This window comes from Clostridioides sp. LIBA-7678 (assembly GCF_056716065.1).
Genome location: NZ_CP196987.1, coordinates 2,768,115 through 2,793,405 on the forward strand (window position 1 = coordinate 2,768,115; position 25,291 = coordinate 2,793,405).

22 protein-coding genes are annotated in these 25,291 nt (G+C 28.3%); 5 read left to right on the forward strand and 17 right to left on the reverse strand.

Features of this window, described 5'->3' with window-relative positions:
- Positions 1–129 precede the first annotated feature (129 nt).
- The 3 genes from tnpB to nadA all read right to left on the reverse strand — a co-directional run bounded on the left by tnpB (position 130) and on the right by nadA (position 4,135).
- The gene (gene tnpB / locus ACTG46_RS13170) at positions 130–1,239 is read right to left on the reverse strand and encodes an IS200/IS605 family element RNA-guided endonuclease TnpB (RefSeq protein WP_479922975.1); all 1,110 of its coding nucleotides are present in this window, start codon (positions 1,237–1,239) and stop codon (positions 130–132) included.
- Between the two features lie 670 nt (positions 1,240–1,909).
- Complete coding sequence (locus ACTG46_RS13175) at positions 1,910–3,208, reverse strand: L-aspartate oxidase (protein ID WP_479922976.1); 1,299 nt, start codon at positions 3,206–3,208, stop codon at positions 1,910–1,912.
- A gap of 12 nt (positions 3,209–3,220) precedes the next feature.
- Positions 3,221–4,135 (reverse strand): quinolinate synthase NadA, encoded by a 915-nt coding sequence (gene nadA, locus ACTG46_RS13180; RefSeq protein ID WP_479922977.1) that lies wholly within the window; start codon positions 4,133–4,135, stop codon positions 3,221–3,223.
- A gap of 382 nt (positions 4,136–4,517) precedes the next feature.
- On the opposite strand from nadA, the gene ACTG46_RS13185 reads away from it, so the two are divergent.
- The 3 genes from ACTG46_RS13185 to ACTG46_RS13195 all read left to right on the forward strand — a co-directional run bounded on the left by ACTG46_RS13185 (position 4,518) and on the right by ACTG46_RS13195 (position 6,993).
- Positions 4,518–5,975, forward strand: coding sequence for a carbon starvation CstA family protein (locus ACTG46_RS13185; protein WP_074178396.1), 1,458 nt, complete (start codon positions 4,518–4,520; stop codon positions 5,973–5,975).
- Between the two features lie 220 nt (positions 5,976–6,195).
- Positions 6,196–6,624 carry a hypothetical protein gene (locus tag ACTG46_RS13190; RefSeq protein ID WP_054270973.1) on the forward strand — a complete coding sequence of 143 codons (429 nt, stop codon included), beginning with the start codon at positions 6,196–6,198 and terminating at the stop codon, positions 6,622–6,624.
- A 60-nt stretch (positions 6,625–6,684) separates the two neighbouring features.
- A complete protein-coding gene (locus tag ACTG46_RS13195; RefSeq protein WP_021385244.1) occupies positions 6,685–6,993 on the forward strand; it encodes a DUF1540 domain-containing protein in 309 nt (102 codons plus the stop codon).
- Positions 6,994–7,140: 147 nt separating this feature from the next.
- On the opposite strand, the gene ACTG46_RS13200 is transcribed toward ACTG46_RS13195, so the two are convergent.
- The 11 genes from ACTG46_RS13200 to ACTG46_RS13250 all read right to left on the reverse strand — a co-directional run bounded on the left by ACTG46_RS13200 (position 7,141) and on the right by ACTG46_RS13250 (position 21,201).
- Entirely contained in the window at positions 7,141–8,163 is a 1,023-nt protein-coding gene (locus tag ACTG46_RS13200; RefSeq protein ID WP_074178397.1) for an AI-2E family transporter, read from the reverse strand.
- Between the two features lie 172 nt (positions 8,164–8,335).
- Positions 8,336–8,842, reverse strand: a complete 507-nt coding sequence (locus tag ACTG46_RS13205) for an NUDIX hydrolase (RefSeq protein WP_479922978.1) — start codon at positions 8,840–8,842, stop codon at positions 8,336–8,338.
- Positions 8,843–8,900: 58 nt separating this feature from the next.
- The gene (locus ACTG46_RS13210; RefSeq protein ID WP_054277140.1) at positions 8,901–9,602 is read right to left on the reverse strand and encodes a YczE/YyaS/YitT family protein; all 702 of its coding nucleotides are present in this window, start codon (positions 9,600–9,602) and stop codon (positions 8,901–8,903) included.
- A gap of 217 nt (positions 9,603–9,819) precedes the next feature.
- Positions 9,820–10,890, reverse strand: coding sequence for a butyrate kinase (gene buk / locus ACTG46_RS13215; RefSeq protein ID WP_054270976.1), 1,071 nt, complete (start codon positions 10,888–10,890; stop codon positions 9,820–9,822).
- Between the two features lie 52 nt (positions 10,891–10,942).
- Positions 10,943–11,518: an indolepyruvate oxidoreductase subunit beta gene (locus tag ACTG46_RS13220; RefSeq protein WP_054270977.1), complete on the reverse strand. Its 576-nt coding sequence runs from the start codon at positions 11,516–11,518 to the stop codon at positions 10,943–10,945.
- 1 nt (position 11,519) lies between these two features.
- Positions 11,520–13,307 (reverse strand): indolepyruvate ferredoxin oxidoreductase subunit alpha, encoded by a 1,788-nt coding sequence (gene iorA, locus ACTG46_RS13225; protein WP_479922979.1) that lies wholly within the window; start codon positions 13,305–13,307, stop codon positions 11,520–11,522.
- 59 nt (positions 13,308–13,366) lie between these two features.
- Complete coding sequence (locus tag ACTG46_RS13230) at positions 13,367–14,626, reverse strand: pyridoxal phosphate-dependent aminotransferase (RefSeq protein ID WP_479922980.1); 1,260 nt, start codon at positions 14,624–14,626, stop codon at positions 13,367–13,369.
- A gap of 262 nt (positions 14,627–14,888) precedes the next feature.
- A complete protein-coding gene (locus ACTG46_RS13235) occupies positions 14,889–16,889 on the reverse strand; it encodes a sigma 54-interacting transcriptional regulator (protein WP_187130395.1) in 2,001 nt (666 codons plus the stop codon).
- Between the two features lie 7 nt (positions 16,890–16,896).
- On the reverse strand, positions 16,897–18,726 hold the full coding sequence (locus ACTG46_RS13240; RefSeq protein ID WP_479924070.1) for a diguanylate cyclase: 1,830 nt from the start codon (positions 18,724–18,726) through the stop codon (positions 16,897–16,899).
- Positions 18,727–18,809: 83 nt separating this feature from the next.
- Positions 18,810–20,588, reverse strand: coding sequence for a diguanylate cyclase (locus tag ACTG46_RS13245; protein WP_479922981.1), 1,779 nt, complete (start codon positions 20,586–20,588; stop codon positions 18,810–18,812).
- Between the two features lie 193 nt (positions 20,589–20,781).
- Complete coding sequence (locus tag ACTG46_RS13250; protein WP_167640591.1) at positions 20,782–21,201, reverse strand: DUF3785 domain-containing protein; 420 nt, start codon at positions 21,199–21,201, stop codon at positions 20,782–20,784.
- Positions 21,202–21,519: 318 nt separating this feature from the next.
- Here ACTG46_RS13250 and ACTG46_RS13255 point away from each other — a divergent pair, with 318 nt between their 5' ends.
- Both ACTG46_RS13255 and ACTG46_RS13260 read left to right on the forward strand, forming a co-directional pair.
- Positions 21,520–21,702, forward strand: a complete 183-nt coding sequence (locus ACTG46_RS13255; protein WP_021385205.1) for a hypothetical protein — start codon at positions 21,520–21,522, stop codon at positions 21,700–21,702.
- Positions 21,703–22,037: 335 nt separating this feature from the next.
- Positions 22,038–23,054 carry an alpha-hydroxy-acid oxidizing protein gene (locus ACTG46_RS13260; protein WP_479922982.1) on the forward strand — a complete coding sequence of 339 codons (1,017 nt, stop codon included), beginning with the start codon at positions 22,038–22,040 and terminating at the stop codon, positions 23,052–23,054.
- Between the two features lie 175 nt (positions 23,055–23,229).
- On the opposite strand, the gene ACTG46_RS13265 is transcribed toward ACTG46_RS13260, so the two are convergent.
- The 3 genes from ACTG46_RS13265 to ACTG46_RS13275 form a co-directional block, all read right to left on the reverse strand.
- On the reverse strand, positions 23,230–23,829 hold the full coding sequence (locus ACTG46_RS13265; RefSeq protein ID WP_479922983.1) for a peptidoglycan-binding domain-containing protein: 600 nt from the start codon (positions 23,827–23,829) through the stop codon (positions 23,230–23,232).
- Positions 23,830–23,892: 63 nt separating this feature from the next.
- The gene (locus ACTG46_RS13270; protein WP_479922984.1) at positions 23,893–24,915 is read right to left on the reverse strand and encodes a M56 family metallopeptidase; all 1,023 of its coding nucleotides are present in this window, start codon (positions 24,913–24,915) and stop codon (positions 23,893–23,895) included.
- Positions 24,908–25,282: a BlaI/MecI/CopY family transcriptional regulator gene (locus ACTG46_RS13275; RefSeq protein ID WP_079770229.1), complete on the reverse strand. Its 375-nt coding sequence runs from the start codon at positions 25,280–25,282 to the stop codon at positions 24,908–24,910. The genes ACTG46_RS13270 and ACTG46_RS13275 overlap by 8 nt, the downstream gene beginning before the upstream one ends.
- Between the last annotated feature and the right edge of the window lie 9 nt (positions 25,283–25,291).

Sequence of the window (25,291 nt, forward strand, 5' to 3'; positions counted from 1 at the left end):
ATACTGAACCTCCCATGACTAAAGTCACAGGGTTCCTGTTTCACAGAATTTCGCATACTAAAATATGTCTTACCAATTCTCCACAGGCTATCCCCGTAGTTCCTACGGTTCTTACATAAGTTATTTATTTTAAACTGTTATTAGTCTTAGTCCTTCTTTTAGTATATTTATACTCGCATTTGTGTCTCTATCGTGAGTTACATTACAACAAGGACAAATCCATTCTCTTATACTTAAATTCTTCATTTCCTCGTTTTTGTATCCACATTTATTGCATATTTGTGAACTTGCAAAGAATTTACCTACCCTTACAATTTGTCTACCATACCAATTAGCCTTATATTCTAATTGACGAACAAATTCTGACCATGACACATCAGAAATTAAGCGAGATAGTTTACTATTTCTAGTCATATTCTTTACTTGTAAATCCTCTATGCAAATAATATCATTCTCTTGTATTAATTTAGTAGATAGTTTTTGTAGAAAATCCTTCCTTTGATTAGCTATATGTTCTTGAAGTCTTGCAACTTTTAATCTTGCTTTATTTCTATTTAAACTACCAATTGTTTTTCTCGATAGTTCTCTTTGTAATTTAGCAAGTCTATTTAATGACTTCTTAAGATACTTAGGATTTTCTATAAAGTCTCCACAACTTGAGATACAAAATTCTTTAACTCCTAAATCTAAACCTATCTGATTATTAGTATTTTCAAATGCTTCAATATCTATATCAGTACAACATAATGATACATAATATTTACCACTTGGTTCTTTGGATATAGTAGCATTAAGTATTCTACCTTGAGGTACTTGTTTATCCCTTACTTTAACCATTCCAAGTTTAGGTAATTTTATATATTGACTACAGTACATAATATTTCCATTTGTAAAGTTAGTTCTATATGAAAATCTATTAGTTTTCTTTGATTTAAATTTAGGAAATCCTGCATTTTCTTTAAAGAATTTTTTATATGCGTTTTCTAAATCTTTTAAGGTGTTTTGTAGTGAAAATTTGTCAGGTTCTTTAAGCCACTCTAATTCTCTTTTTAAATTGGTCAAATCAGAACTGCACTGTTTATAAGTAAAAGTTTCTTTATCGCTTTCATAAACTTCTATTTTTTTAACAAGATATTTATTATATACAAATCTACAACATCCAAAAGTTTTGTTAATTAACTCTTGTTGCTTTTTATTTGGATACATTCTAAACTTATAAGCTTTTTCCACTACTATCACCTCACTTTACTTGTTTTTTATGATTATGTTAATACTAGATGTCCATATTTTACACACCATACTATATGGTATTTTACTAAATATACATATCCAAGTAACTTCCATTTTTCATTATCCACTCTAATATTAACAAGTACAATTTTTTAAAACAAGTTTTTTGAAGGTTTTATATTTATTTTTAAATAACATATGTAAGAACCGTAAGTTCTAACTTTTATCATTTTTGAGGTTGTCGTTCACATAAGTTCGCTACTACCTATGCAGTTCTCTTATGAACTTCTTACACTTTCATGTAAGCACAGACTATATCTTATCCTTCGGCATTATCCGTTAAGGTCTACCCACTTCCACTACCAATAACTTGTAGTGTACTTCCCTCAGGAGGAATAGTCGTTGAAGTTTCTCCTATTCGGAGCTTACCTGCTGATTGCCCATTTTAAAGTACTTAGGGTTTAACCTTATACCATCTAACCAATTTTTTCTACTTTCGTAACTTTCACACTTAGGTTTATTTCAGCCTTATGTTTTAGTTTGGTTAGCTTTAGGGGTTTCCAGCAATTCAGGTAGTATTGGATAGGTTCTATCCTATCTCTACATATAAGTTTCCCTATATGCTGACTATTTTAGCTACTAACTCATGACTAAAGTCACAAGTGTGCGTAGCTATTTTTTAATCAAATAATTCATCGCCAAAATCCTCACTTGTTCTTTCAATTTCTTTTATGACTAATATTTTATTCTCTTTTTTTATCTTTTCTATATCTATGTCCATATCTGGTATATCTATAAATTCAACTTTTATCTCATCCATGACTGAGTTTATACTTTTGGCAGCTCTCTTTGAAAATACAAGCCCTTCAAGTAAAGAATTACTTGCCAGTCTATTTGCTCCATGAACACCTGTGCAACTAATCTCTCCAACTGCATATAAATTTTCCATAGATGTTTTTGAGTCCAAATCCACATGTATTCCACCCATAAAGTAATGTTGTGCAGGTGATACTTTTATGTATTCTTTAGTTATATCTGTTCCTCTAGCTAGACATTCATTGTAAATGAAAGAAAATCTATTAATTAAGTATTCACTACCTAAATGTGTTGCATCTAGATATACATAAGGTGAATTATCTTTTTCCATTTGCTCAAAAATAGCTTTTGAAACTACATCCCTAGGAAGAAGTTCATCGACAAATCTTTCTTTATTTTTATTTAAAAGTTTAGCTCCCTCTCCTCTTAGTGATTCAGATATAAGCATTCTCCTGCCTTCACTATTCTCTTCATAGAAAGCTGTTGGATGTATTTGAATATACTCTAAGTTCTCTATTTTTATATCATTTTTTAAAGCTATAGCAATTCCATCACCTGTAAGGTGTCTTTGGTTGGTAGAGTTTTTGAAAAGTCCACCTATTCCACCTGTAGCCAAAACTACCACTTTTGAAAAAACATGAATTTCTCTTTGAGATTTAAAAATTCTAGCTCCTATACACTTATTACCATCTTTTAATATATCTAAAAGATACGCATCTTCTATAAGAGTTATATTTTCTCTAGTTTTAGCTTCTTTTAATAAAGTCTTAAAAACAACCTCTCCAGTATTATCTTTACTATGAACTATTCTATTTACACTATGAGCACCTTCTCTAGTGTAATCTATTTCTCCATTTTCTCTATCTAAAGGCATACCATAATCTACTATTTGTCCTACATTTTCAATAGATTCATCTGCAAGAACTTGGACTGCTTCAACTCTATTTTTATACTGACCAGCCTTCATTGTATCTTCCACAAAAGACTCTATATCATCAATATTTCTAGCAGTTGAAATTCCACCTTGTGCAAGATATGTATTATTGTTTTCAATTGTAGATTTTGATACTACTAATACATTTAAATTTTTATCTAAATTTAATGCACAATATAACCCTGAAATACCACTTCCAACTATTAAAACATCTTGTTCTAAATTCATAAGTCTATCCCTCTATCCTTCTGCTAATCTGTGCATATTAAGCAGTGAATTTAAAGCCTTTTCCATGATTTCATCTTCTACAGTAACTTCATTTTCCATATTTTTAAGTGTACTGTATAAATTTTCTAATGTTGTCTTTTTCATATCAGTACATAATATTCTTCCTCCAGGGATATAAAAGTTTTTATTAGGATTCTTTTTCTTTAATTCATGTAATATTCCTTCTTCAGTTGCTATTATAAAATCTTTATTTTCACTATTAGTAGCATATTTTATTATTCCTGATGTACTGCCTACATAATCTCCTAAATCTCTTATTTCTTTTTTACATTCTGGATGTACCAACACTTCTGCATCTTTATACTTATCTTTTAATTCAATTATTTCTTCAGTCTTTATATTATTGTGGTATTTGCAATATCCATCCCAAAATATAAAGTCTTTATCTGGAAATTTCTCTGCAATATATCCTCCTAAGTTTTTATCTGGAAGAAATATAATTTCTTTATTATCTATGTTTTCTAATATTTTAATTGCACTGGACGATGTAACGGAAACATCACAATGTGCCTTGACTTTAGCTGTAGAGTTTATATAACATACAACCAAAGCATTTGGATACTGTTGTTTTAGTTTTATCACGCCTTCTTCATCTACCATATCTGCCATAGCGCATCCAGCGTTACTTACTGGCATTAATACAGTTTTCTCAGGTGATAATATCTTAGCACTTTCTCCCATAAATCTTACTCCACAAAATACAACCACATCTTCGTTACAATCTCTAGCAATTTCACTTAAGTAATATGAGTCTCCAACTGCGTCTGCTAATTCTTGTATTTCTGGTGGTTGATAAAAATGGGCAAGTATTATTGCATTTTTTTCTTTCTTTAGCTCTTTGATTTGATATGTTAAATCTTTATCCATAATTGCACCGCTTTCTATATGTACTAGTGTATATACACCTGTAAACTCATTATATCACTTGACTATTCTTTCTTCAAGAATTTTAGACCTCTTAATATTGTTAAGATATAGACATTTACATTATCAATTGATTTATCTTTTTTACTTATATATTTAAACTATTTTTTATGTTTTTTAATTTTTTTGTAAAATATTATCAGAATTTTGTTTATATTCTTTATTGCTATAATATTGAAAATTTTACCAAACACATGTATACTAAGTACATGATTATGTGTATGTATTAATTTCTGAAATTATATTACTTTTAGTATTTTATAGAATTTGTAGGTTATTTCAATACGTATACAGAATCCAAAAATTTTATAAATGGGGTGATATTATGACAACGTTCTTAATTGGATTGGCTATATTACTAATAGGAGGTGCTTTATATGGTGCTTATTGTGAAAAAGTATTTAGCCCAGATGACAGAAAAACACCTGCTCTTGCTCAGAGTGATGGTGTAGACTATGTTCCAATGAAAAAATGGAAGAATAGTCTCATTGAATTGCTTAATATAGCTGGTACAGGACCAATTCTAGGACCTATCCAAGGTATATTGTTTGGCCCAATAGCATTTATACTAATCCCTATTGGTTGTGTATTTGGAGGAGCTTTACATGATTATATGAGTGGAATGATTAGTATAAGAGAAAAAGGAGCACAGATGCCTTCTCTTATCAGTAGATTTTTAGGTAATAAAGTATTTCAAGTCTATAATATATTCCTTTGTCTATTAATGCTTTTAGTTGGTGCAGTTTTTATTTACACACCTGGAGATTTGGTTGTTACACAAATCTTAAATATGAAGTCAACTATAAATAATCCAGTTGTATGGATAGTTTATGGAATTATTTTTGTATATTATTTATGTGCAACACTCTTCCCAATTGATAAGATTATAGGAAAAATATATCCAATATTTGGGGCAATACTACTTTTATCTGCTGCTGGTGTTGGAATCGGAATATTTACACAAGGTTATGACTTAGCTAATCTAAGTCTTGCAAATTGGAAAGGTATTCATCCTGATGGAATTCCTCTTATCCCTACATTCTTCGTTACAGTTGCTTGTGGTATAGTTTCTGGGTTTCACTCAACTCAAGCCACTCTTATAGCAAGATCAGTTTCAAATGAAAAAGAAGGAAAAACTACTTTTTATAATATGATGATTTTAGAAGGTTTAATTGCAATGATTTGGGCTGCAGCTGCTATGGGTATTTACAATAAAGGTATACCTAAGGAATTGATAGGCTCTCCTGATGTAATAGGCTTAGTTGCAAGAGATTTACTTGGTTCTATTGGTGGAATCATAGCTATAATAGGTGTTATCATTTTACCAATAACTTCTGGAGATACAGCTTTAAGATCTCTAAGATTAATGCTTGCTGATTATTTTCATTATGACCAAAAGGAAAAGAAACATCGTGTTATACTATCAATCTGTATATTTATCCCTGTCATAGCCATCCTTATATTTGCAAAACTCAGTGCTTCTGGATTTAATATATTATGGAGATATTTCTCATGGAGTAATCAAACCATCGCTATATTTGCATTTGCGATGATTACAGTCTATCTTATAATAAAAGAAAAAAATTATATTATAAGCTTAATTCCAGGTATGTTTTATTCTTTTATCATATTTAGTTATATATTCAATGCTCAAATTGGATTTAATCTAAGTATAAACATATCCTATATTTTAGCTGCTATATTTACTGTATTATACGCTGTTTTAACTGTATACTATGGTAGAAAGTTAAAAAACAAAGCAGATGTGAAACTAGCTGACTAAAATTAACCAGAGTTACACTTAAATTAAACTTTTAATATAAAAATCATAAAAAGAGACTATCTCAAATTAGAGATTGTCTCTTTTTTATTTAACACATAAATAACTAGGTATTTACTCTTTATTGGAATATTTATCCTGAATTTCTAATATAAATAAATAAAAGTTTTAAAACAATCTACACATTTATATACTTAAAATAAATTTTTTTGGAGGAATACTTATGAATAATAAATTACATGAACTTGAAAAAAATCTACCAGAGACATCTTGTTCTTTTTGTACACATCTTTCATTCAAGGGGCCCAGCCTAGACTATAGATATGATATTAGATGTGTTATTTCAGATACTAAGCCTGACTTTAGAGGATGTTGTGAATATTTTGAACCAGAATATACAGAATTAGATACAGGAGATTTAGATAATCTATACATAAACTTTCTTGAAACATGCCTCAAGGTGAACTACAATGATTACATCAATTCTATGTACTGGAAGTTATTTAGAGAAAGGACTTTACTAGAAAACAATTTCAAATGTTCTATATGTGGTTCAACTGAAAATACAGATGTATATCATGTCAATAGAAATTTAGGAAGAGAAACTTCAAAAGATGTAATTGTTAAATGTGATAAATGTAATTGTAAATAGGTGTATAAAATTTAAATAACTTCACATAATAAGTTTAAATAAAACTTAGGAGGTTATTTTATGAAAAATAATAATTTAAATTGCGATGCTACTAATTGTGCTTATAATACTAGTGGATACTGTTATGCTGGGAGCATAAAAGTAGATGGAATGCAAGCAACTACTACAGGAAACACTTATTGTGCTTCTTTTGAAGACAAATATACTTCTGGAATAACTAGTCGTTCTAATGATACTAATCAAGTTGATACAGACAATATCCATTGTGAAGCTGTAAAATGTAAATACAATAAAAATGAACTTTGTAAAGCTGAAAAAGTTCATATAAATTCAGGAAATGCAAGTTGTGAAACTTTTGAAATGAAATAAATTTCTTGTTATTAATTCTATAGTATTTATAAAAATCAAAATGGAACCTATAAAACAGACTTCTTTTATTAATGATGTCCATTTATAGGTTCTTTTTTAAATTAAATTATGAGTCGCATTCATAAAATAAATTATTATTGTAATATATTATCTAGAAGTAAATTTAACACCTAAAATATCCATAAGGAACATGAATATTGGAACTCCAATTAATAATCCCCATACACCCAAATAATGCTCTCCTACAAGTAAAATAATAAACACAAAGCAAACTGGAAGTTTTGTTCTATTTGACATCAGTTTAGGATTCAATATGTATGTTTCTACTGCATGTACTATACAAATCATTGCCAAAACTCCAAGTACTTTTGTTATCCCACCTATATTAAAGGCTATTACAGTTAGTGGAATTAATGATACTATAACTCCTGCCACTGGAATAAGACCTAACACGAAAATCATAAATCCTAAAGCCCATATTTGAGGGAATCCCATAAAACCTAAAAAAATCATGGAAACAACAGAGTTTATAAATGCAATCATTACTTGTACTTTCATTACTTCACCAAAATTTTTCACAAAACTCTTTCCGAAAAATACAAGGGAATTATAAATGAAAGAAATCTTACTATCTGCAAGTTTATTTCCAAATTTCTTGATATCATTTTTTTCAAGTAAAAGAAGCAAACTCAGTAAGAAGCCTAACAATATATTTACTCCAAAGCTTCCAACCTTTGTTGCTGTTGATGCTATAAGTAGCCCTGCCTGTGAAATATATTTATTAAAATCTAACTTTGAAACAACAGGATAAAGTTTTGGACCTAGAGATTGAGCAAATTGATTTACATCAAAATCACTAAAAATCCTGCTCAACTCCGTAAGTTGGACTATAATTATTGGTACAACTGCATAACTAATCAATACCAGTAATATAGCAAATAGTAAGTATAACACCACAATTATCAACGAATCTGGAATAATTCTAGAGGAAATTTTATTAATTCGTTTTCTTATGGCTACAAGTAAGTTATAGAAAATAAAAGTCATTATAAATGTTAAAAGCACCATATTTAACATGTACCAGAACGTAATTAAAATAATTACTACAACAGATATAGAAACAATTTTATATTTTGAGCCATCATGTGTCAATTCTTTGTTATCTTTCACAGTTTAAACCCTCCCCAAATTTTTATGACTTTACAGTGTCACTCTTTTTTATTCTAATTCTAAAAATAATCAAAAAGCTTTCAAAACAACTTATTAATTCTTCATAAAACAATATTAAAATTTAGAGAAGATAATTCTATACAATTATGTTTATACTAAAATCTGCTCCATATTATAAGTTTAAATTATTATTATCTATATCATATAGTAATTCATATATTTCTGGATATTCAAAAAATAAACCATCCTTTATCAATTGTCTTATTCTGTCTGTACTTACCCACTTTATATCACTTACTTCTTCTTCTTGCAAAATAGCTTTTGATATATCATACTCCTTCTTAACAAAGTATACATCCCAAAGAGTATCACCATGAATCATACTTCTAAAAACTTTCATTTCATATTTAGATATATCTATCCCTATTTCTTCCTTTGCTTCACGAATTGCACCTTCCAAACTATCTTCTCCAGAAACAATACATCCAGTTGTCATTCCCCACATATTTGGTAATGTCTTTTTACTTTTAGACCTTTTCTGAATTAAAATCTGAGAGTCACTATTTACAATCCATACTTCAACTGCTAAATGGTAATAACCTTCTTCAATAGAATTACCTCTTTCTATAACTTTTCCTGTTTTAATTCCATCAGTATTATATAAATCCCATAATTCCATTTCCAAATCTCCTTACCTTTACATAAATTAAACAAAACACAAATCTATTTTGGTATACTTAATTTTGCTCATTTTTTATTGCAATACTTGATTTACACTTATGTTCATCTCTTTTCTTTTCTTTCCATTCTTTTATATCATCTATAATAAATCTATGTTTAAGCGACTTTGTGTCAAAATTAAACATCCTAAACACTATTTGTAATACATATCCTAGTCCTAATGCACTTACAAGTGTACCAATACCTACAGAACCTCCTAATAACCAACCAACAACTAGAGCTAGTATTTCAAGAACAGTCCTAACAAGGCGTACTGATTTATTAGTTCTCTTTTGAAGAGCAATCATAAGACCATCTCTTGGTCCACTGCCTAGACAAACACCTAAATATAGAAAACTTGCTATAGCTGCTAAAATAATTCCTATAACCACCATAAATACACCTACATAAGTGTTACTTGCATGAGGTATTACTTCAGAGAATATTACTAAATCAATAAATATTCCTATGAATGTCATGTTAAGTAGTGTTCCCCATCCTATGTTTTCACCAAAAACTGCATCCAATATAACGATTATAACCCCTACCATTATAGATGCCTGACCTATAGTTATACCTAATTTTATAGATAAACCTTGATGAAGCACATCCCAAGGCATAAGCCCAACATGCGCATTAATCATCAATACAGAAGAAATTGCAAATATAAAGAAACCTGAAAACAATCTTATCATACTTTTTAAATTTATTTTTCCCATCAAAAATCACTCCTCATAATAATAATAACAATAAATACCAATAAAATATATATATAAATACAAAATTTTACATAACTCTTCATTAATTTAATATAAAATTTCAATTATAAAAAAAGTGGCAATTCATATTTTATACACTTTCACTTATATTCTAAGCTTTCGTGTATAAAAATGGATATACCACTTTTTAATATATAAACATTTTTAGTTGTTCTTATTAATTTTCACTATAAATTCTAGCTTCTTCTTCTCCATTTAGTACTCTTAAAGTTCCAAAAGCAAGTGATTCTAACTCATTTTCTCCTGCCATAATTTCTACTGGTGCAATAAATTCCACTTTCTTTTTAACCATTGACGTAAACATTTCAGAATATGCAATTCCACCTGTTATAATTATAGCATCTACTTTTCCATCCACTACAGTTGCTAATTCTCCAATACCTTTTGCCAATTGATAAGCCATTGCTTCATAAATAATTTTTGCTTCTTTATTTCCTTCTGCTATCATCTTCTCAACTTCTCTAGCATCTACAGTGTTTAGATATGAAACGATACCACCTTTACCTCTTATCTTTTTAGTCATTTCTCTTTCTGAGTACTTTCCTGAATAACAAGCTGCCACTAATTTTGTAGCAGGTACTCTTCCTGACCTTTCTGGAGAAAATGGCCCTTCATCATCAGATAACATATCAACCATTCTTCCATTTTCATGAAGATAAATACTTACTCCTCCACCAATATGAGCTACTATTAGATTTAAACTCTTATAATCTTTCCCATTATCTTTAGCATATTTTAAAGCCATAGCTCTAGTATTTAATGCATGCCCTGTACTTGCTCTATCCATTCCACAAAGTCCAGATACTCTGGCTACATCTATAAGCTCATCTACTGCAACAGAATCATAAATATATGAGTTTATTCCAAGTGGCTCTGATATTGCGTGTGCCACAACAGCTCCTAAATTTGAAGCATGTTCAAGCACTGGTCTATGTCTAAGTACATCAATCATTTCTTCATTTACTAAATATGCTCCTGATTTTACTGGTGGTAAAACCCCACCTCTTCCTACTATTGCACTAAGAGATTTCAAATCTATATTATTTTCTTCAAGAATATTCAAAACAGCTTCTTTACGCATTTCAAATTGGTCTTGTATTGTATTATATTTTGCAATCTCTTGAGCTGGATGGTCTATTGTCTTCACAAGAATTTGTTCTTCTCCATCATATACTGCTATTTTTGTAGAAGTAGAACCTGGATTTATGGCTAATATTCTGTAAGTCATAATTTTCTTCCTTTCACCTTAATTTCTATAGTTTATTTATATATATTATAAACTATTTGTTAACCATTTCCATACCTTCATGGAAAGCTTTTATATTTAATTCAACAAATTTTGGTTTAACATTTTCACTTATAATTTTTTCCCAATCGATAGACTCTAATTCCATAGATTTAACTAGACAACCTAATAAAATAACATTCATTATTTTTGAATTTCCTAGTTCTTCAGCTTTATCAGCAGCGTTTATAACTTTTGCATTTAATCTATTTAGTTCCTCATCTATATCACCTTCTAGATATTCAGCTCCTCCGATTAAGACAGTCATAGAATCTATTCTATAATTGTTTACTAAAGCTTTTCCTTCTGGTTTTAAATAATTAAACCATCTTAAAGCTTCCATTTTTTCAAAAGATACTAATATGTCTGCTCCACCAATTTCTATAACTGGAGAATGCACACAATCTCCATATCTAACTTGTGAGGAAACAGAACCTCCTCTTTGACTCATCCCATGTATTTCACTCATTTTTACATCATATCCAGCTTCCATCAATCCCATAGTTAATAATTTACTAGCAAGTATAGTTCCTTGACCTCCTACACCTACCAAAAGTATACTCTTAGTCATATTATTTTTCCTCCTTAACTATTGCTTGTTTTGGACAAACTTGTGAACATACTCCACATCCTACACACTGATTTCTATCTATATTTGATAATTTATTTTCTTTATCAAATGATAGGGCTGGACATCCAGTTCTCAAACATAATTTACATCCAATACACTTATCATGGTCCACTTTACACTTAGTCTTAAATGGGTTATTAAATTCTTCTATATCTTCTTTAGAGAATTTTTTAAGTACACATGGCCATCTTGTAATTATTACTGATGGTTCATCTTCTATAGCTAAAGCCCAATCTAATGCTTCATTTACTTCTTTTAGATTGTTAGGGTCTATAACTCTTACATGTTCTATTCCACAAGCTTTAACTAATCCTTCTATATCAACATCTTTAGTTTTAGCACCTTGTAAAGTATATCCTGAACCTGGGTTTTCTTGGTGACCTGTCATTCCAGTTATTCTATTGTCTAATATAACTGATATAGAATTTCCTCTATTGTAAACTACGTCTAAAAGACCATTTATTCCTGTATGGAAGAAAGTTGAGTCTCCAAGTACACCTACTAATCTTTTTTCATTTCCTTCTTTCATATTAAGAACTTTTTGAGCTCCATGTGCAGTTCCAAAAGCAGAACCCATACAAACAACATAATCTATTCCATTATATGGAGGAGCAAATCCAAGAGTATAACATCCTATATCTCCACCAACTATTAAATTTTTTCTCTTTCCAAGTTCATAGAAGAATCCTCTATGTGGACATCCTGCACAGAAACTTGGTGGTCTTGGTGTTACTAATTCAGATTTGTATTCTATAGTATCATTTGTTTTCCCAAATATAGCTTTTCTTAAAACATCTGGTGTCATTTCACCATATGGAGGCATTACATCTTTTCCAATACAGTCTATTCCATATGCTTTTATTTGTTCTTCTATAAATGGGTCATTTTCTTCTATTACATATATTTTGTCAACTTTATCTGCAAATTCTTTTATTTTTTCATAAGGTAATGGATTTGTAAATCCTAACTTCATATATGATGCATTTTCTCCAAATACTTCTTTAGCAAAATTGCAACACATACCTGAAGCTATAACACCTATTTTTGTATCATTTATTTCATAATAGTTCAAGTCAGTTTCATTTGAGAATTTTTTAAGAATTTCCATTCTTTCCTCAACAACACCCCTTCTTATTTGAGCGTTTGCTGGAACTGTTACCATTTTTTTAGCATTTTTAGTGTATTCTTTAATTTCAACTTCTTCTCTATCATAACATTCCACTAAACCTTTTGAATGACAGAGTCTTGTTGTAACTCTATATAAAACTGGTGTATCGTATTTTTCACTAACTTCAAACGCTTCTTTTATCATATCTTTAGCTTCTTGGCTAGTTGATGGTTCAAATAAAGGTATCTTTGCAAATTTTGCATACATCCTATTGTCTTGCTCATTTTGAGATGAATGCATTCCCGGTTCATCTGCTGTAATAAGTACCATACCACCATTTACGCCTGTATATGCATAAGTAAATATTGGGTCAGCTGCAACATTCACACCAACATGTTTCATAGAAGCCATAGTTCTTGCTCCTGCAATTGAACCCCCTATAGCAGCCTCAAGTGCTACCTTTTCGTTTGGAGCCCATTCTGCAACTATTGCATCTTTATATGTTGCTATATTTTCTAATATTTCTGTACTTGGAGTACCTGGATATGCGGATGCATATTTAACACCAGCCTCATAGGCTCCACGTGCAATTGCTTCATTACCTGTCATCAATTGTTTCATATAAAATTCCCTCCATCTACAATTATTAAATTCATAGTCCACCCAATTTGTCAATGAAATTAATTATTTATTTTTACTTCTAAACTTTCAAGTGCTTCTTTTATAATACTTGGTGCTTTCTTACATTTTTCTTCTGAAACTGCACAAACTGCAAATCTTAATCCCATTTTTAATGGAACTGCAAATAGATTATGTTTAGTCAATTCTTCACATACTTCTTTTGGATTATCACATGGTATACTTACAAAGAATCCTGCTATATATGGAAGAATTTCTAAGCCTACTCTTTCAGCTTCTTTTACAAATACATCTGCTCTTCTAGTTAGCATTTTTTTGTATATGTCTTTTTCATCTTCATATTCTTTAAATTTTTTAGGGTCATTTACAATGTTAGATAATACTGCCATAGCGCTTCTATTACAATTTGACCAGTTTGCTCTACATGAATGAACACATGAATAATGGAACTCTTCAGCTACATCTTCACTTGAAGATATACAAATTATAGCTCCCATTCTCATACCATAAGCTGTAAATCCTTTTGACATACTGAATCCAACTAATACGAGAACGTTTTCAGGTAGATTTGAAAATTTCTTAAAAAACTTTCTACATACATCATCATCACCTGCAAAGTCAATATATGCTGAATCTACGAAAAATATTATCTTTTTATCTTTATCTTCTGCAATTTCTTTTGATAAATCTAATATTTTATCCCATTCATCATCTGCAACACTATATCCAGTTGGATTGTGAGCTGGCGTATTTATAATTGTAAAAACTCTATCTTGTTTTTGTGCTATATTTACAAACTTTTCTTTGAATGACTCAAAATTAAATCTTCTATTTTCATCAAACAATTGGTAGTTTACTACTTTTCTATTGGCTTCCTCAGCTATACTTACATATGGACTCCAAAACCAATCAGATGTTAAAACCTCATCACCTTCATTAGTATAATTCCATACAGCCAATTTTATTGCACCACTTCCTCCTGGTGAAGCTAATACTCTTATATGTCCTTCTGGTAAGTAATCTCTGAAAAATACTTTTTTAACTGCTTCTAAGTAATCTGGCTGACCTTCAAGAGCCGCATATGCACCTATTTCACAGTTATCTAATGCCTTATATTCTTCATATACAGTTTTCATTGTTATTAATTTTCCTGAATCATCCATTAGAGCGCCTATTGTTGCATTTATTACATTATCCATGCCTAAAGCCTTCTCTGCTGCTTGAGCTCTACCAGATATGCTAAATATAACATCATTTTCTTTTGGCCACATCGCATGCTTACCAACCATACTTTGACTCATACCATCACCCCTAAAATTGTATTTACTCTCACTTTATATATTAAGCAATTAGCATGCCAACAAATTTTACTTTATGTAAAACTACTTTTGTTTAGAATTCTGATTTTTTTCATTATTAAATTAAGTATTTTAGTTATTTTTCTTAGAAATATATATACTTGTCTAAAAAAACAAAAAATTACAAAAAAGTAATGTTAATTTTTTTTAACACTTGTTTTAAAAAATTAACATTACTTTCAAAATATTTTATATGTATTTGTATTTATATATTTTTGTTATACTTTTTCCATAAAGATGTACGACTTATTCCAAGAACTTGTGCCACTTCATTTTTAGAGAGTCCTTGAGCAAAAAGCATGTTTATTATTTTTTCTTCAACATACTTATTTACCTCTTTTATGTCTATACACACCTTACCATCGTTTATCTTACTTATATCTACAACTTCATCTTGAACTTCTACACTGGCTGTCGTTTCAGAATTAAATTTGTCTATTTCAGAACTAGGTGCTACCTTTTGAGTTTTAAAATCTCGTTCTTTTCTCAATTTAATTTTTCCTGTTACAACATATTTCTGGGCTATTGTTTTTAATTCTCTAACATTTCCAGGCCAACTGTAATTATACAGTTTATCAATTTCATCTTTAGTTAAAACAAAATTTTCATCTATGCTATTTATTCCATTAAGACCATCGTCCTTTAATACTTCATTTACAAAGTTATTAAATAGTGGTATTATATCCTCTCTTCTATCTCTTAGAGGAGGAATATTTATCTCCAAACTACTTAATCTATAAAACAAGTCAGCTCTAAATGTTCCCATAACTATTTTTTCAGTTAATGATTCATTTGTTGCTGCTATGATTCTTATATCTAAAGGTATTATATAGTCAGAACCAATCCTCATTATTTGGCGTTCTTCTATTACTCTTAATAGTTTTGTCTGAATATTAAAAGATAAACTATTTATTTCATCTAAAAAAAGTGTTCCTCCATGTGCAAGCTCAAATAGACCTCTTTTTCCACCTTTTCTGGCACCAGTAAATGCACCTTCTTCATATCCAAAAAGTTCACTTTCAAGCAAATTCTCTGCTATAGTAGCACAGTTTATTGCAACGAAAGGTCTGTCTTTCCTTCTACTTATATTATGTATACTATGAGCTATAATTTCTTTACCAGACCCACTTTCTCCATATAGTAGAGTTGTATAATCACTTTTTCCAATTTTTTTAGCTTCTTCAATAAATTCTTTAGTTAATTTATCTTTAAATAAAAAATCATCAAAAGTATATCTAGCATAAAGACCTTTTTGATTTAAATCAAATCTTATTTTTCTTTCTAAGTTTTGTAGTTTAGTTATATCTTGTATTATTCCCAAAACTCCATAAGTGCTATTATCTACTTTTATTAATGTAGTTCTAGTATTAACAATTAAATTATTTATATTCCTTATCTTTCTATCTTCTACATCATTTTTTTCATGTAAACAGTCTAACATCCACTCCATTTTTGGGAATACATCTAATATATATTTATTGAGTGCACATCTTCTTTCTACTTTAAGCATGTTTTTTGCACTTTCATTGTACAAAATTATACTACCATTACTATCTATCGCGATTACTCCATCTTTTATACCATCAAGTATATTTCTTAAAACTTCATTATTAAATTTTTCTTCACCTAATGTATCTAATAATTTCTTACAATACTCAACAGCTTCTCTTATAGATTCATCACTAGCAGTTGCAAATACACTATCAATGCCATATTGTCTTGCAAAAGAACAAGCTAGACCTCCACCTACTATTACAACTTCGTCTTTTTGGTCTATATATTTTACGACTTTACTTCTTATCTCATATTTAGATTCAAACCATTCCTCAGTTATCTCAGTACTTATTACATTTCTCCAGCCAACATAATCAAAAGAAACTTCATTATCTCCAAGAATCAATACCACTTTTTTAGAATATCTCTTTGCTATTTCTATTGCTCTTAAGAGGTCAGTCGATTTCATATTCATAGGTATAACAGGTACACTTACTGTATCTATTACTAAACTATAACCTCCACCTCTACCAATTATAGCTTGAGCACCTTTTTCAACAAGTATACGTCCTTGATTTTCCATTAAGTCTAAATTGAGTATGTCAATTATTATAGTTCCATTTTCTACATCTTCTTTATATAATTCTTCTATTCTTTCTTTTAATTCAATATCAGAGGCTATAATTCCTATTTTTTTTCGCAACAAAATCACCTCAATTTTAAATTATAATGTATTGATTTCTACCTGCTTTTTTTGACTTATATAGGTTCTTATCTGCATCTTCAATTAATACTTCAGCATCTTTTCTGCTACGACACCTTTTTATACTTACTCCAGCACTTATAGTTATATAGTTTTTTACTTTAGAATACATATGTTCAATACCTTCAAATTCTAGAAGTTTAAAAACTCTTTTAATATATAATTCTATATTATCAATTTCTTCAATATCTACTGATTTTATAGAATCTACTAATATTAAAATTTCTTCGCCTCCGTATCTAATTATGTGTTCAGTAATGTCTATAAATACATTTCTTATAATATCAGTTACCTTTGTTATAACTTTATCTCCTGCTAAATGACCATAGTTATCATTATAACTCTTAAAATAATCTATATCTACCAATATCGCGACCATATTTTTTTCTCTAGTTCCATTAAATGAATCTAATTGTTCTTCTAAATATCTTCTATTATATAGTTGAGTAAGTCCATCTTTTAATATATCATTTTCTAATTTTTTATTATTATCTACAAGTGCTCTTAAACTTTCTTGTTTTTGCCTAAGTTCATATTGTTTATGAATTCCTTGAGATGTTTTATAGGAATTATTTTTTTCCCATTTGTCAGAATACCAATCCATACTTTTATAGTATTCTATCGCTAGTTTAAAATCTTTTTTTAGTTCATATCCATTTGCTATTAGACCATAAAATATAGACATTTTCTTAGGATTTAATGAGCTTTTTTTAACCAAGTTTAAGCCTTTTAGATAACAGCTTATACCTTCATCTATATTACCAAATTTTATATATAAATCTCCATACAATTTATATATATAATCTAGTTTGGAATTATATATAAAAACATCTCCAAAACTTTTATATATATTTTTTGATAAAATCAAATAGGCGTTTACTTTTTCAAAATTACAATCACTTTTCTTTAACTCGATTTCAGCTGAATATAAAAATATAAATGAGTATAAATAATCCTTATACACACCTTCAACAGCTTTCATCAACTTTATAGCTTTTACTAGAATATCTTCTGCTTCTTTATTCATATCTTCCTTTAAATAGGCCCATATAAGGTCTATTTTTATGGCTACTCTTTCAGTTAGTGATATTGAATTATTATTGTGTGCAACATCTAGTACATTTTTTATGTATTTTATGGCTTCTATATTATTTCCACTTTCTAAATAACACAAGCTTATTATACATTTACAAAAAGCTTCTATAGAATACAAGTTATTTTCTTGAGCCAACCTTAGGCATTCAATTAGATACTCCATGCTCTTTATAAAGTTATTAAATAAATAAAGATAAACTCTTCCAAATATATAATTTGCTCTACTTACAAGGACTTTATTTTTTAAATTTTTAAAAAAAGATACTTCCTCTACTAAAGATATTACATCCGTTTTAGTCTTATATAATGCACTTATTTCTACACATAAACTCATATTAAACAAGACTAATAGCTCGTTTAAGTGGTTTTGTTTTATGCTTTTTTTTGCTAAAAAATAAAAGTTATTTGCCTTATCATATTTTCTTATAGAAATAGCTGATAGTGTAAGATAAATATAAATCTTAGATATTATCTCAGCATTCTCTTTTGATGGCAATTTTTTAATGTCTTTTAATGAATCCAGCAGATATTTGTATGATGCTTCTCTATCTTTTTTTATATAGTTTATGAGACTAATTAAATATAAAACATAAACTCTATTCTTAACTTCTATTTTTGTATTTAAAAGTTCTTTGTGATAATCCAAGATGTAGTTTAAATCTGTCAAATTCAGATAGAATTTAGTCAACATATCATATTCTATCTTTTTTATATTTCTCTTTAAATCTTCTATTAAACACCCTTTCAAATGAATCACCAATCCTATTTAAATAGTTAAAAATTTTTAAAATCATGATAATGCAAACATCGATTTCTGCCACTTTGTTTGGCCTTATACAAGGCTTTATCCGCATTTCCTATTATCTCACTTATATCTATACTACTATTTTTACATGTATCAATACCAATACTAATTGTCAAATTATTGTTTAAAATCTTTTTTACACTTCTACATAACTTTCTTCCAAAGATTTTACTTTTTTTATAATCTTTACATATAGATAGTATTAAAAATTCTTCTCCACCATACCTTATTATAAGCATGTCTTTTTTTAGATATTTTTTTATTATTGTTGTTATGTTTTTAAGAGCAATATCTCCATTATAATGTCCATAGGTATCATTATAGTTTTTAAAGTAGTCTACATCTATCATGAATGCCGTACTATATTCGCTGACTTCTTGTCCTCCTAAAAAATTATTTAGAAAAACTCTATTATATGCACTTGTCAAATGGTCAATATATTTTTTCTTATCTAAATCATTCTTTACTTTTCTCATGTTATTTATTTCTTTTTCAACATATTCGTACCTATAATTTAAAGAATCTATATAATTTCTATTTCTAGCTTTTACATACATCATTTTTAACTCATAATACATTTTAAAGTATTTCATACTCATTTCATAATCTTGAATCATTTCAAAACACATATATATATTCTTATATGCTAGTCTTACATAATTATAATTTTTAGCATTTTTAGATTTCTCAAGTAGTTTTTTACTTGTATCTAATGCACTATTATAATCTCCAAAACAATAATATATCTTTACTTGATGATAAACTACTTCCAAATCATACAGTATATATTCTTCTTCACTTTTTATAATACTTAAGATATCTTTAGCTCTATCTAAATAACAGATTGACTGTTCAAATGAATTTTCATTACTTTTTGCATAATACATAGCTAAATTTATAAATAATCCAAACTTCTCAGTTTCTTTTAAATTATTATTTTTAATTTTTTCTAAGTACACTTCAGATTTTGCTAAATTATTTATCGCTTCAGGATAGTTTTTAGTTTTTATTAATATCTTAGTTATATTATTTGACGCTCTATATTTTTGTATTGTATCTACATTTATATATTTTTTATTACTTATTACTTCATTAAAATAGTCTATCGAGCCTCCATGATTTTCAAATGAACACTCACATTCACCTATTTTTATATTACATAATGAAGATACGTCCATATCCTTTAATAAATCTGCATATTTTCTTGCCTGTAAAAAATTTACTTTAGCAACTATAGCATCATCTAAAAACAAAAAATATATTTTACCAACAATAAAAAAATATATTTTTTTACAATTAAAATCGTTAATTTCTTTTACCTTTATATATAAATCTTCTATTTCTTTAATTATTATAGAAGATTCTATGCACTTACTTGCCTTAATATAAAGCAGTTGTGATTTGAAAATAATCTCTTCAACCGAACAATTATTATCGTTACAAATAACATTAAATTTATCTATATGTAAATTTGCCTTATTTATATTTTCATTTTTTAAACTTAAAATAGCTATTTGTGAATAAAACCTCGCTAGAAATTTATAATCTTTAGGTAAGTATTTATCAATATATTTATAGGAAATCAAAATATACTCTTTCATTTTTTCACTAATCCCTTGAACACCATATAATAAAGCCAGCAAAAAATTTGATTTTAATAACATCAAACTATTTTGTTCAGTTTTATAGCAATCGATTGAATTCTTTACTACATCAATGTTATTTTCAATAAAATCATTATTATTCAATAATCTTTCATTCAAGGTTAACCTAAACATTAAATCTAAAATTGTATCATCTATCTCTTCCAAACATTTAATATATATTGTAACTCACCTCCGACTTACATTATCTCATAAAATTAGTAATTTTCCATACTATTTGATAAAAAAGTCAGTGTCTCAATTTAGAAATTTCTCCTAAATTAAGACATACTTTACATTAAACTATACAATTTTCTACCTGAACTATATAATCCTGACAATTTTCGCAAATTATCACACTCACAATATAACTATTATCAACTTTATTTGCTCTTGATAATTTATTAAAAGATAACCCCTTATAGTCACTAGATATGTTACTTATTACATATTTTCCATCTTTACTGAAAATATAAAAATGATATTCTAAGAAAGGAAAGAACTTTTTCTTTTCTTTAACACCTTCCAAACATAATGGACATGCTTCTTGATAATATTCTATGTCAAAATCAACTTCTTCTGTTTCATTAAGTATATCAATTATTTTTGAAACAGTTATTCCCTGAATTGGATTTTCTTCATCATTTATTAAAGCACTACAATTCTCTTCTTTTAACAAATATTCCTTATCATCATATATAAACTTATATAAACTCATATTATATCCTCCTTATAATTATTAATCTCCAAGTTATTCTACCACTTAAATAACCTTAATAAAAGTAATTGTTTATAATATCTCCAATTAATTAAATCTTGTATACATATATCGTCATACATTTACATTAATCAATTGTCTCAAAATCCAAGTTTACGCTTTAAATATCCAGTTTTTCAAAACCTATTGTCAAAACTTACTTTAGCTATTAATATAAGGATATAAATATAGAACTGCATAGATGTGACACGCTCAAATATTTTATATGATACGATTTAGTATCTAAAATTTATATATTGTATATAGGGGGAGATATATATGTATAAAGATAAAAGTGATGAATGTATACACTTAATGACTGCCTACATTGATAGTATAAGTGGATATTATTCTTTTATTGACACACAGTTAGATGATTTTATGGTTAGATATGGAGAAAATATTGTTGATTCAAATTTACACAGTATAATGATGTTGCTCTGTAAATGGGGATTAGCGTAGCATTTTGAGAAACTTTTTTGTATATTGTATTCTATATTATATATTCATTAATAAAAAAAGGATTGACATAAATTTAAGGACTATAGATAGATTTTCAAAAAAATCTATCTATAGCCCTTTTAAAGTTTATCAAAATGTATACTTGAACAAGTGATATTTATTTTTCTATAATTAACTTAGCTCATATGCTATACTTTAAGTATCTACAACAATAAAAAATATCTAATATGTATTATCTAGTTTAACTCATCATAATATCATTTCTACACTTACAATTAAGATATTTTCAATATAGTACTACTCAATTTTAATATTATGAAAAGGAGAGTTTTTATATGAATTATAGTGAATTATTAAAATCAGCTAGAGAGAACTTTAATGGAACATGTAAAGTCTGTAAAATTTGTAATGGATTAGCTTGTGCTGGAAATGTTCCTGGCATGGGAGGCAAAGGAAGTGGTTCATCTTTTATTGAAAATAGAAAGAGTCTAGAAAAAATAAAGATAAATATGAGAGTAATACATAATGTTTCAAACCCAGATACTTCTATAGAATTATTTGGTAGAAAAATGAGTTCTCCTATATTTGCTGCACCTGTATCAGGTACTATATTAAATATGGGTGGTAAAGTTTCTGAAAAAGAATACATAGAACCTGTCGTTAGAGGCTGTTCCAACTCTGGAATTTATGCGATGGTTGGTGATACCAATGTGGATACTTTTTTATTGAATAATTTAGATGTATTAAAAGATAATGATGGAAATGGAATTGTATTTATAAAGCCTTGGAAAAATTCAAAGATAATAGAAAAAATTAGATTATCTGAAGAAGCAGGTGCTTTTGCGGTTGGTGTAGACCTTGATGCTTGTGGATTGATTAATAATCAACTTCAAGAGAATCCTTTTTCTCCTAAGACGATTAGTGAGATTAGAGAATTGGTTGAATCTACTAGATTACCTTTTATTATAAAAGGAATTATGACTGTGGATGATGCTTTGATGGCTGTAGAGTCCGGAGCTAGTGCTATTATTGTTTCAAACCATGGAGGAAGAGTACTTGATTATACTCCTGGTACTTGTGAGGTACTTCCAGATATAGCTAAGGCTGTAAAAGGAAAGATAACAATACTTGCTGATGGTGGTGTTAGGACTGGTGTTGATGTAGTTAAGATGCTTGGTTTGGGTGCTGATGCTGTTTTGATGGGAAGACCTTTTGTTACTGCTTCTTTTGGTGGTGGTATTGATGGTGTTGAGTTTTTTATAGATAAGGTTAGAAATGAGTTATGTGAGACTATGATTTTGACTGGCTGTCAAGAGATTAAGGATATTGATGGCAGGGTTATATGGAAGTGATTGTAAAATATTATATAAATTAACATTGAATTTAGAACTAAAATACAATTTTAACTACTTCAAGTAAATTGATGTCTAGTATAAATTGTTACTATTATTCTTCATAATAAAAACACGATAAGATTATATCTTATCGTGTTTTTATTATACTATATATTTATAACGACGCTTTAATCTATGCATATAATTTTAGAACATCTGCAAATTTTTTCCATGTTCCTAACCCTACTACACCATCTGAACTTAATCCATATTTACTTTGGAAAGATTTAACTTTATTGTATGTGTTATTCCCAAAAATACTATCAACATCTAAATATACACCAGTACGATTTATCATAAGTTGAACTAAGTGTACTGGGTTTCCGCTTGTTGTATGACCATATCCAACATAAGTTGTTACATATACTTGATAATTCTTTGCTCCACTTACATCAAAAAAAGTATTGTAAAAACTAATTGTAAAACTATCTTTTCTAGCCTCAGCTTTATACATATTATATTTTGACATTCCTTCTATTGGAATAAATATTTCATCACTTGCTTTTGGCTCTACACCCAGCTCTGCACAAGTCTTCTCATATGAATCCTTAACTGCTTGTGGAGCACTTTCATATGTAAATGTGTAACCTTCAACAGTAACAGTAAAAATAGGTTCTTCTGTTGCCTTATTTTCTGGTAAATTTTCAGTTGTTGTATCCGCAAATATTGATACACTGCCTATCATAATCAAACACAATGCAATTATTAATATTTTTCTTGCTTTTTTAAACATAAAACCCTCCTTGATAATTTTAGCATTTATATAAATCCCTTAATAGGAATTTTTTCAACTAAGTTATATTTCAACATTTACATGAAATTGAGCTTCTGAATTAGATTTATTTTCAATTGGTGCTTCCTTACGTATATAATTTATTGGTGTCACAAAACTAATTGGTTCAAATTCTAAATATGTAATTAATGATGATAAACATAAAATTAATGCTATAAAAATACCATTTTTTAAATTACTATTTATAATACTATCAAGTCTCTTTTCTAAGTTTGTTTTATTAAATTCAGTGGTTAAAACTCCACTATGGTAATTCTTACTCAATTTAATTGACTTTATAAGTGCTAATGCATATTCTTTCTTATCTTTTAAAGAACAATCTTTCAAAACACTTTCATCACAACATAATTCACAATCTAGATTTACTTTATTGCTAATTATATAAACAAGTGGATTAAACCAATATATTATTTTGACAGACAACACTGCAAACTTTATCAAAATATCCTTGTTCTTAAAATGCATTAATTCATGTTTTAAAATCCAAGTCAACTCATCCTTACTATAAGGATAATCTGGCAAGAATATATATGACTTAAATAGTCCTATACCTGCTGGACTTACCAATTCATCAGAACCTCTTAACTCAATTTTCTTTTTTATATTTAATTCTTTCAACAAATTTTTATAGATACAGTTTACATCATTATCTTCAATATCATAAGATACATCAACAACAAGATTTTTAAATTTTGTATACTTTACAAAGGTATAAACTGCAATGACTACGGTTACAAGTATCCATAAATAAGATAAATACAGCATAATATTATTGCCCATAGAAATGTCAGTAACTCCATTACCTATTACATTTCTCTTAGGCTCTTTTACTTCATACATTATTGTATAATTAAATAGAAAAAGTAGCATTCTAAAAACTATTATCAACCAAATATAATAATTGAATCTCTTACTAAACTTCTTAAACACATATCTTTTCAAAAATAATAATAGACAAATACCAAGACTACATATAATAGTTGTCTGTATAAGATTGTCAAAGATATACAACATATAATTATTCATCCTTTAAATTATCAAAATAACTTTCTAAAAAATCCAGCTTATCTCTGCCTAAATTTTCATCCTCATGTAATGCTGAAATTAAACTTGTAAAAGAATCATCATGTATATTGCTTAGGAAATCCTTTGTCTCAAAGCTTAAATATTCTTTATGTTTTACCACTATTGTGTAATGTGTATATCTGTCTATTTTTTGAGCATCTAAGAATCCTCTTTTTACTAGCCTTGATAAAAGTGTCAGTGTTGTGGTTTGTTTCCAGCCATATTCTTGTTCCATTGCTTCAATAACATCTTTTGATGTCACTGTAGCATCTACTCTCCAAATAAATTTCATTACTTTTAGTTCTGCTTGTGGTATTTTTTTTATCATTATTTACAC

Coding starts and splice junctions, on each gene's coding strand:
- ACTG46_RS13175 (WP_479922976.1), bottom strand. CDS start 3,208: ATGAATTTAGAACAAGATGTTTTAATAGTTGGAAGTGGTATTTCAGGG.
- nadA (WP_479922977.1), bottom strand. CDS start 4,135: ATGGATAAAGATTTAACATATCAAATCAAAGAGCTAAAGAAAGAAAAA.
- ACTG46_RS13185 (WP_074178396.1), top strand. CDS start 4,518: ATGACAACGTTCTTAATTGGATTGGCTATATTACTAATAGGAGGTGCT.
- ACTG46_RS13190 (WP_054270973.1), top strand. CDS start 6,196: ATGAATAATAAATTACATGAACTTGAAAAAAATCTACCAGAGACATCT.
- ACTG46_RS13195 (WP_021385244.1), top strand. CDS start 6,685: ATGAAAAATAATAATTTAAATTGCGATGCTACTAATTGTGCTTATAAT.
- ACTG46_RS13205 (WP_479922978.1), bottom strand. CDS start 8,842: ATGGAATTATGGGATTTATATAATACTGATGGAATTAAAACAGGAAAA.
- ACTG46_RS13210 (WP_054277140.1), bottom strand. CDS start 9,602: ATGGGAAAAATAAATTTAAAAAGTATGATAAGATTGTTTTCAGGTTTC.
- buk (WP_054270976.1), bottom strand. CDS start 10,890: ATGACTTACAGAATATTAGCCATAAATCCAGGTTCTACTTCTACAAAA.
- ACTG46_RS13220 (WP_054270977.1), bottom strand. CDS start 11,518: ATGACTAAGAGTATACTTTTGGTAGGTGTAGGAGGTCAAGGAACTATA.
- iorA (WP_479922979.1), bottom strand. CDS start 13,307: ATGAAACAATTGATGACAGGTAATGAAGCAATTGCACGTGGAGCCTAT.
- ACTG46_RS13230 (WP_479922980.1), bottom strand. CDS start 14,626: ATGAGTCAAAGTATGGTTGGTAAGCATGCGATGTGGCCAAAAGAAAAT.
- ACTG46_RS13240 (WP_479924070.1), bottom strand. CDS start 18,726: ATGTTGACTAAATTCTATCTGAATTTGACAGATTTAAACTACATCTTG.
- ACTG46_RS13250 (WP_167640591.1), bottom strand. CDS start 21,201: ATGAGTTTATATAAGTTTATATATGATGATAAGGAATATTTGTTAAAA.
- ACTG46_RS13255 (WP_021385205.1), top strand. CDS start 21,520: ATGTATAAAGATAAAAGTGATGAATGTATACACTTAATGACTGCCTAC.
- ACTG46_RS13260 (WP_479922982.1), top strand. CDS start 22,038: ATGAATTATAGTGAATTATTAAAATCAGCTAGAGAGAACTTTAATGGA.
- ACTG46_RS13265 (WP_479922983.1), bottom strand. CDS start 23,829: ATGTTTAAAAAAGCAAGAAAAATATTAATAATTGCATTGTGTTTGATT.
- ACTG46_RS13270 (WP_479922984.1), bottom strand. CDS start 24,915: ATGAATAATTATATGTTGTATATCTTTGACAATCTTATACAGACAACT.
- ACTG46_RS13275 (WP_079770229.1), bottom strand. CDS start 25,282: ATGATAAAAAAAATACCACAAGCAGAACTAAAAGTAATGAAATTTATT.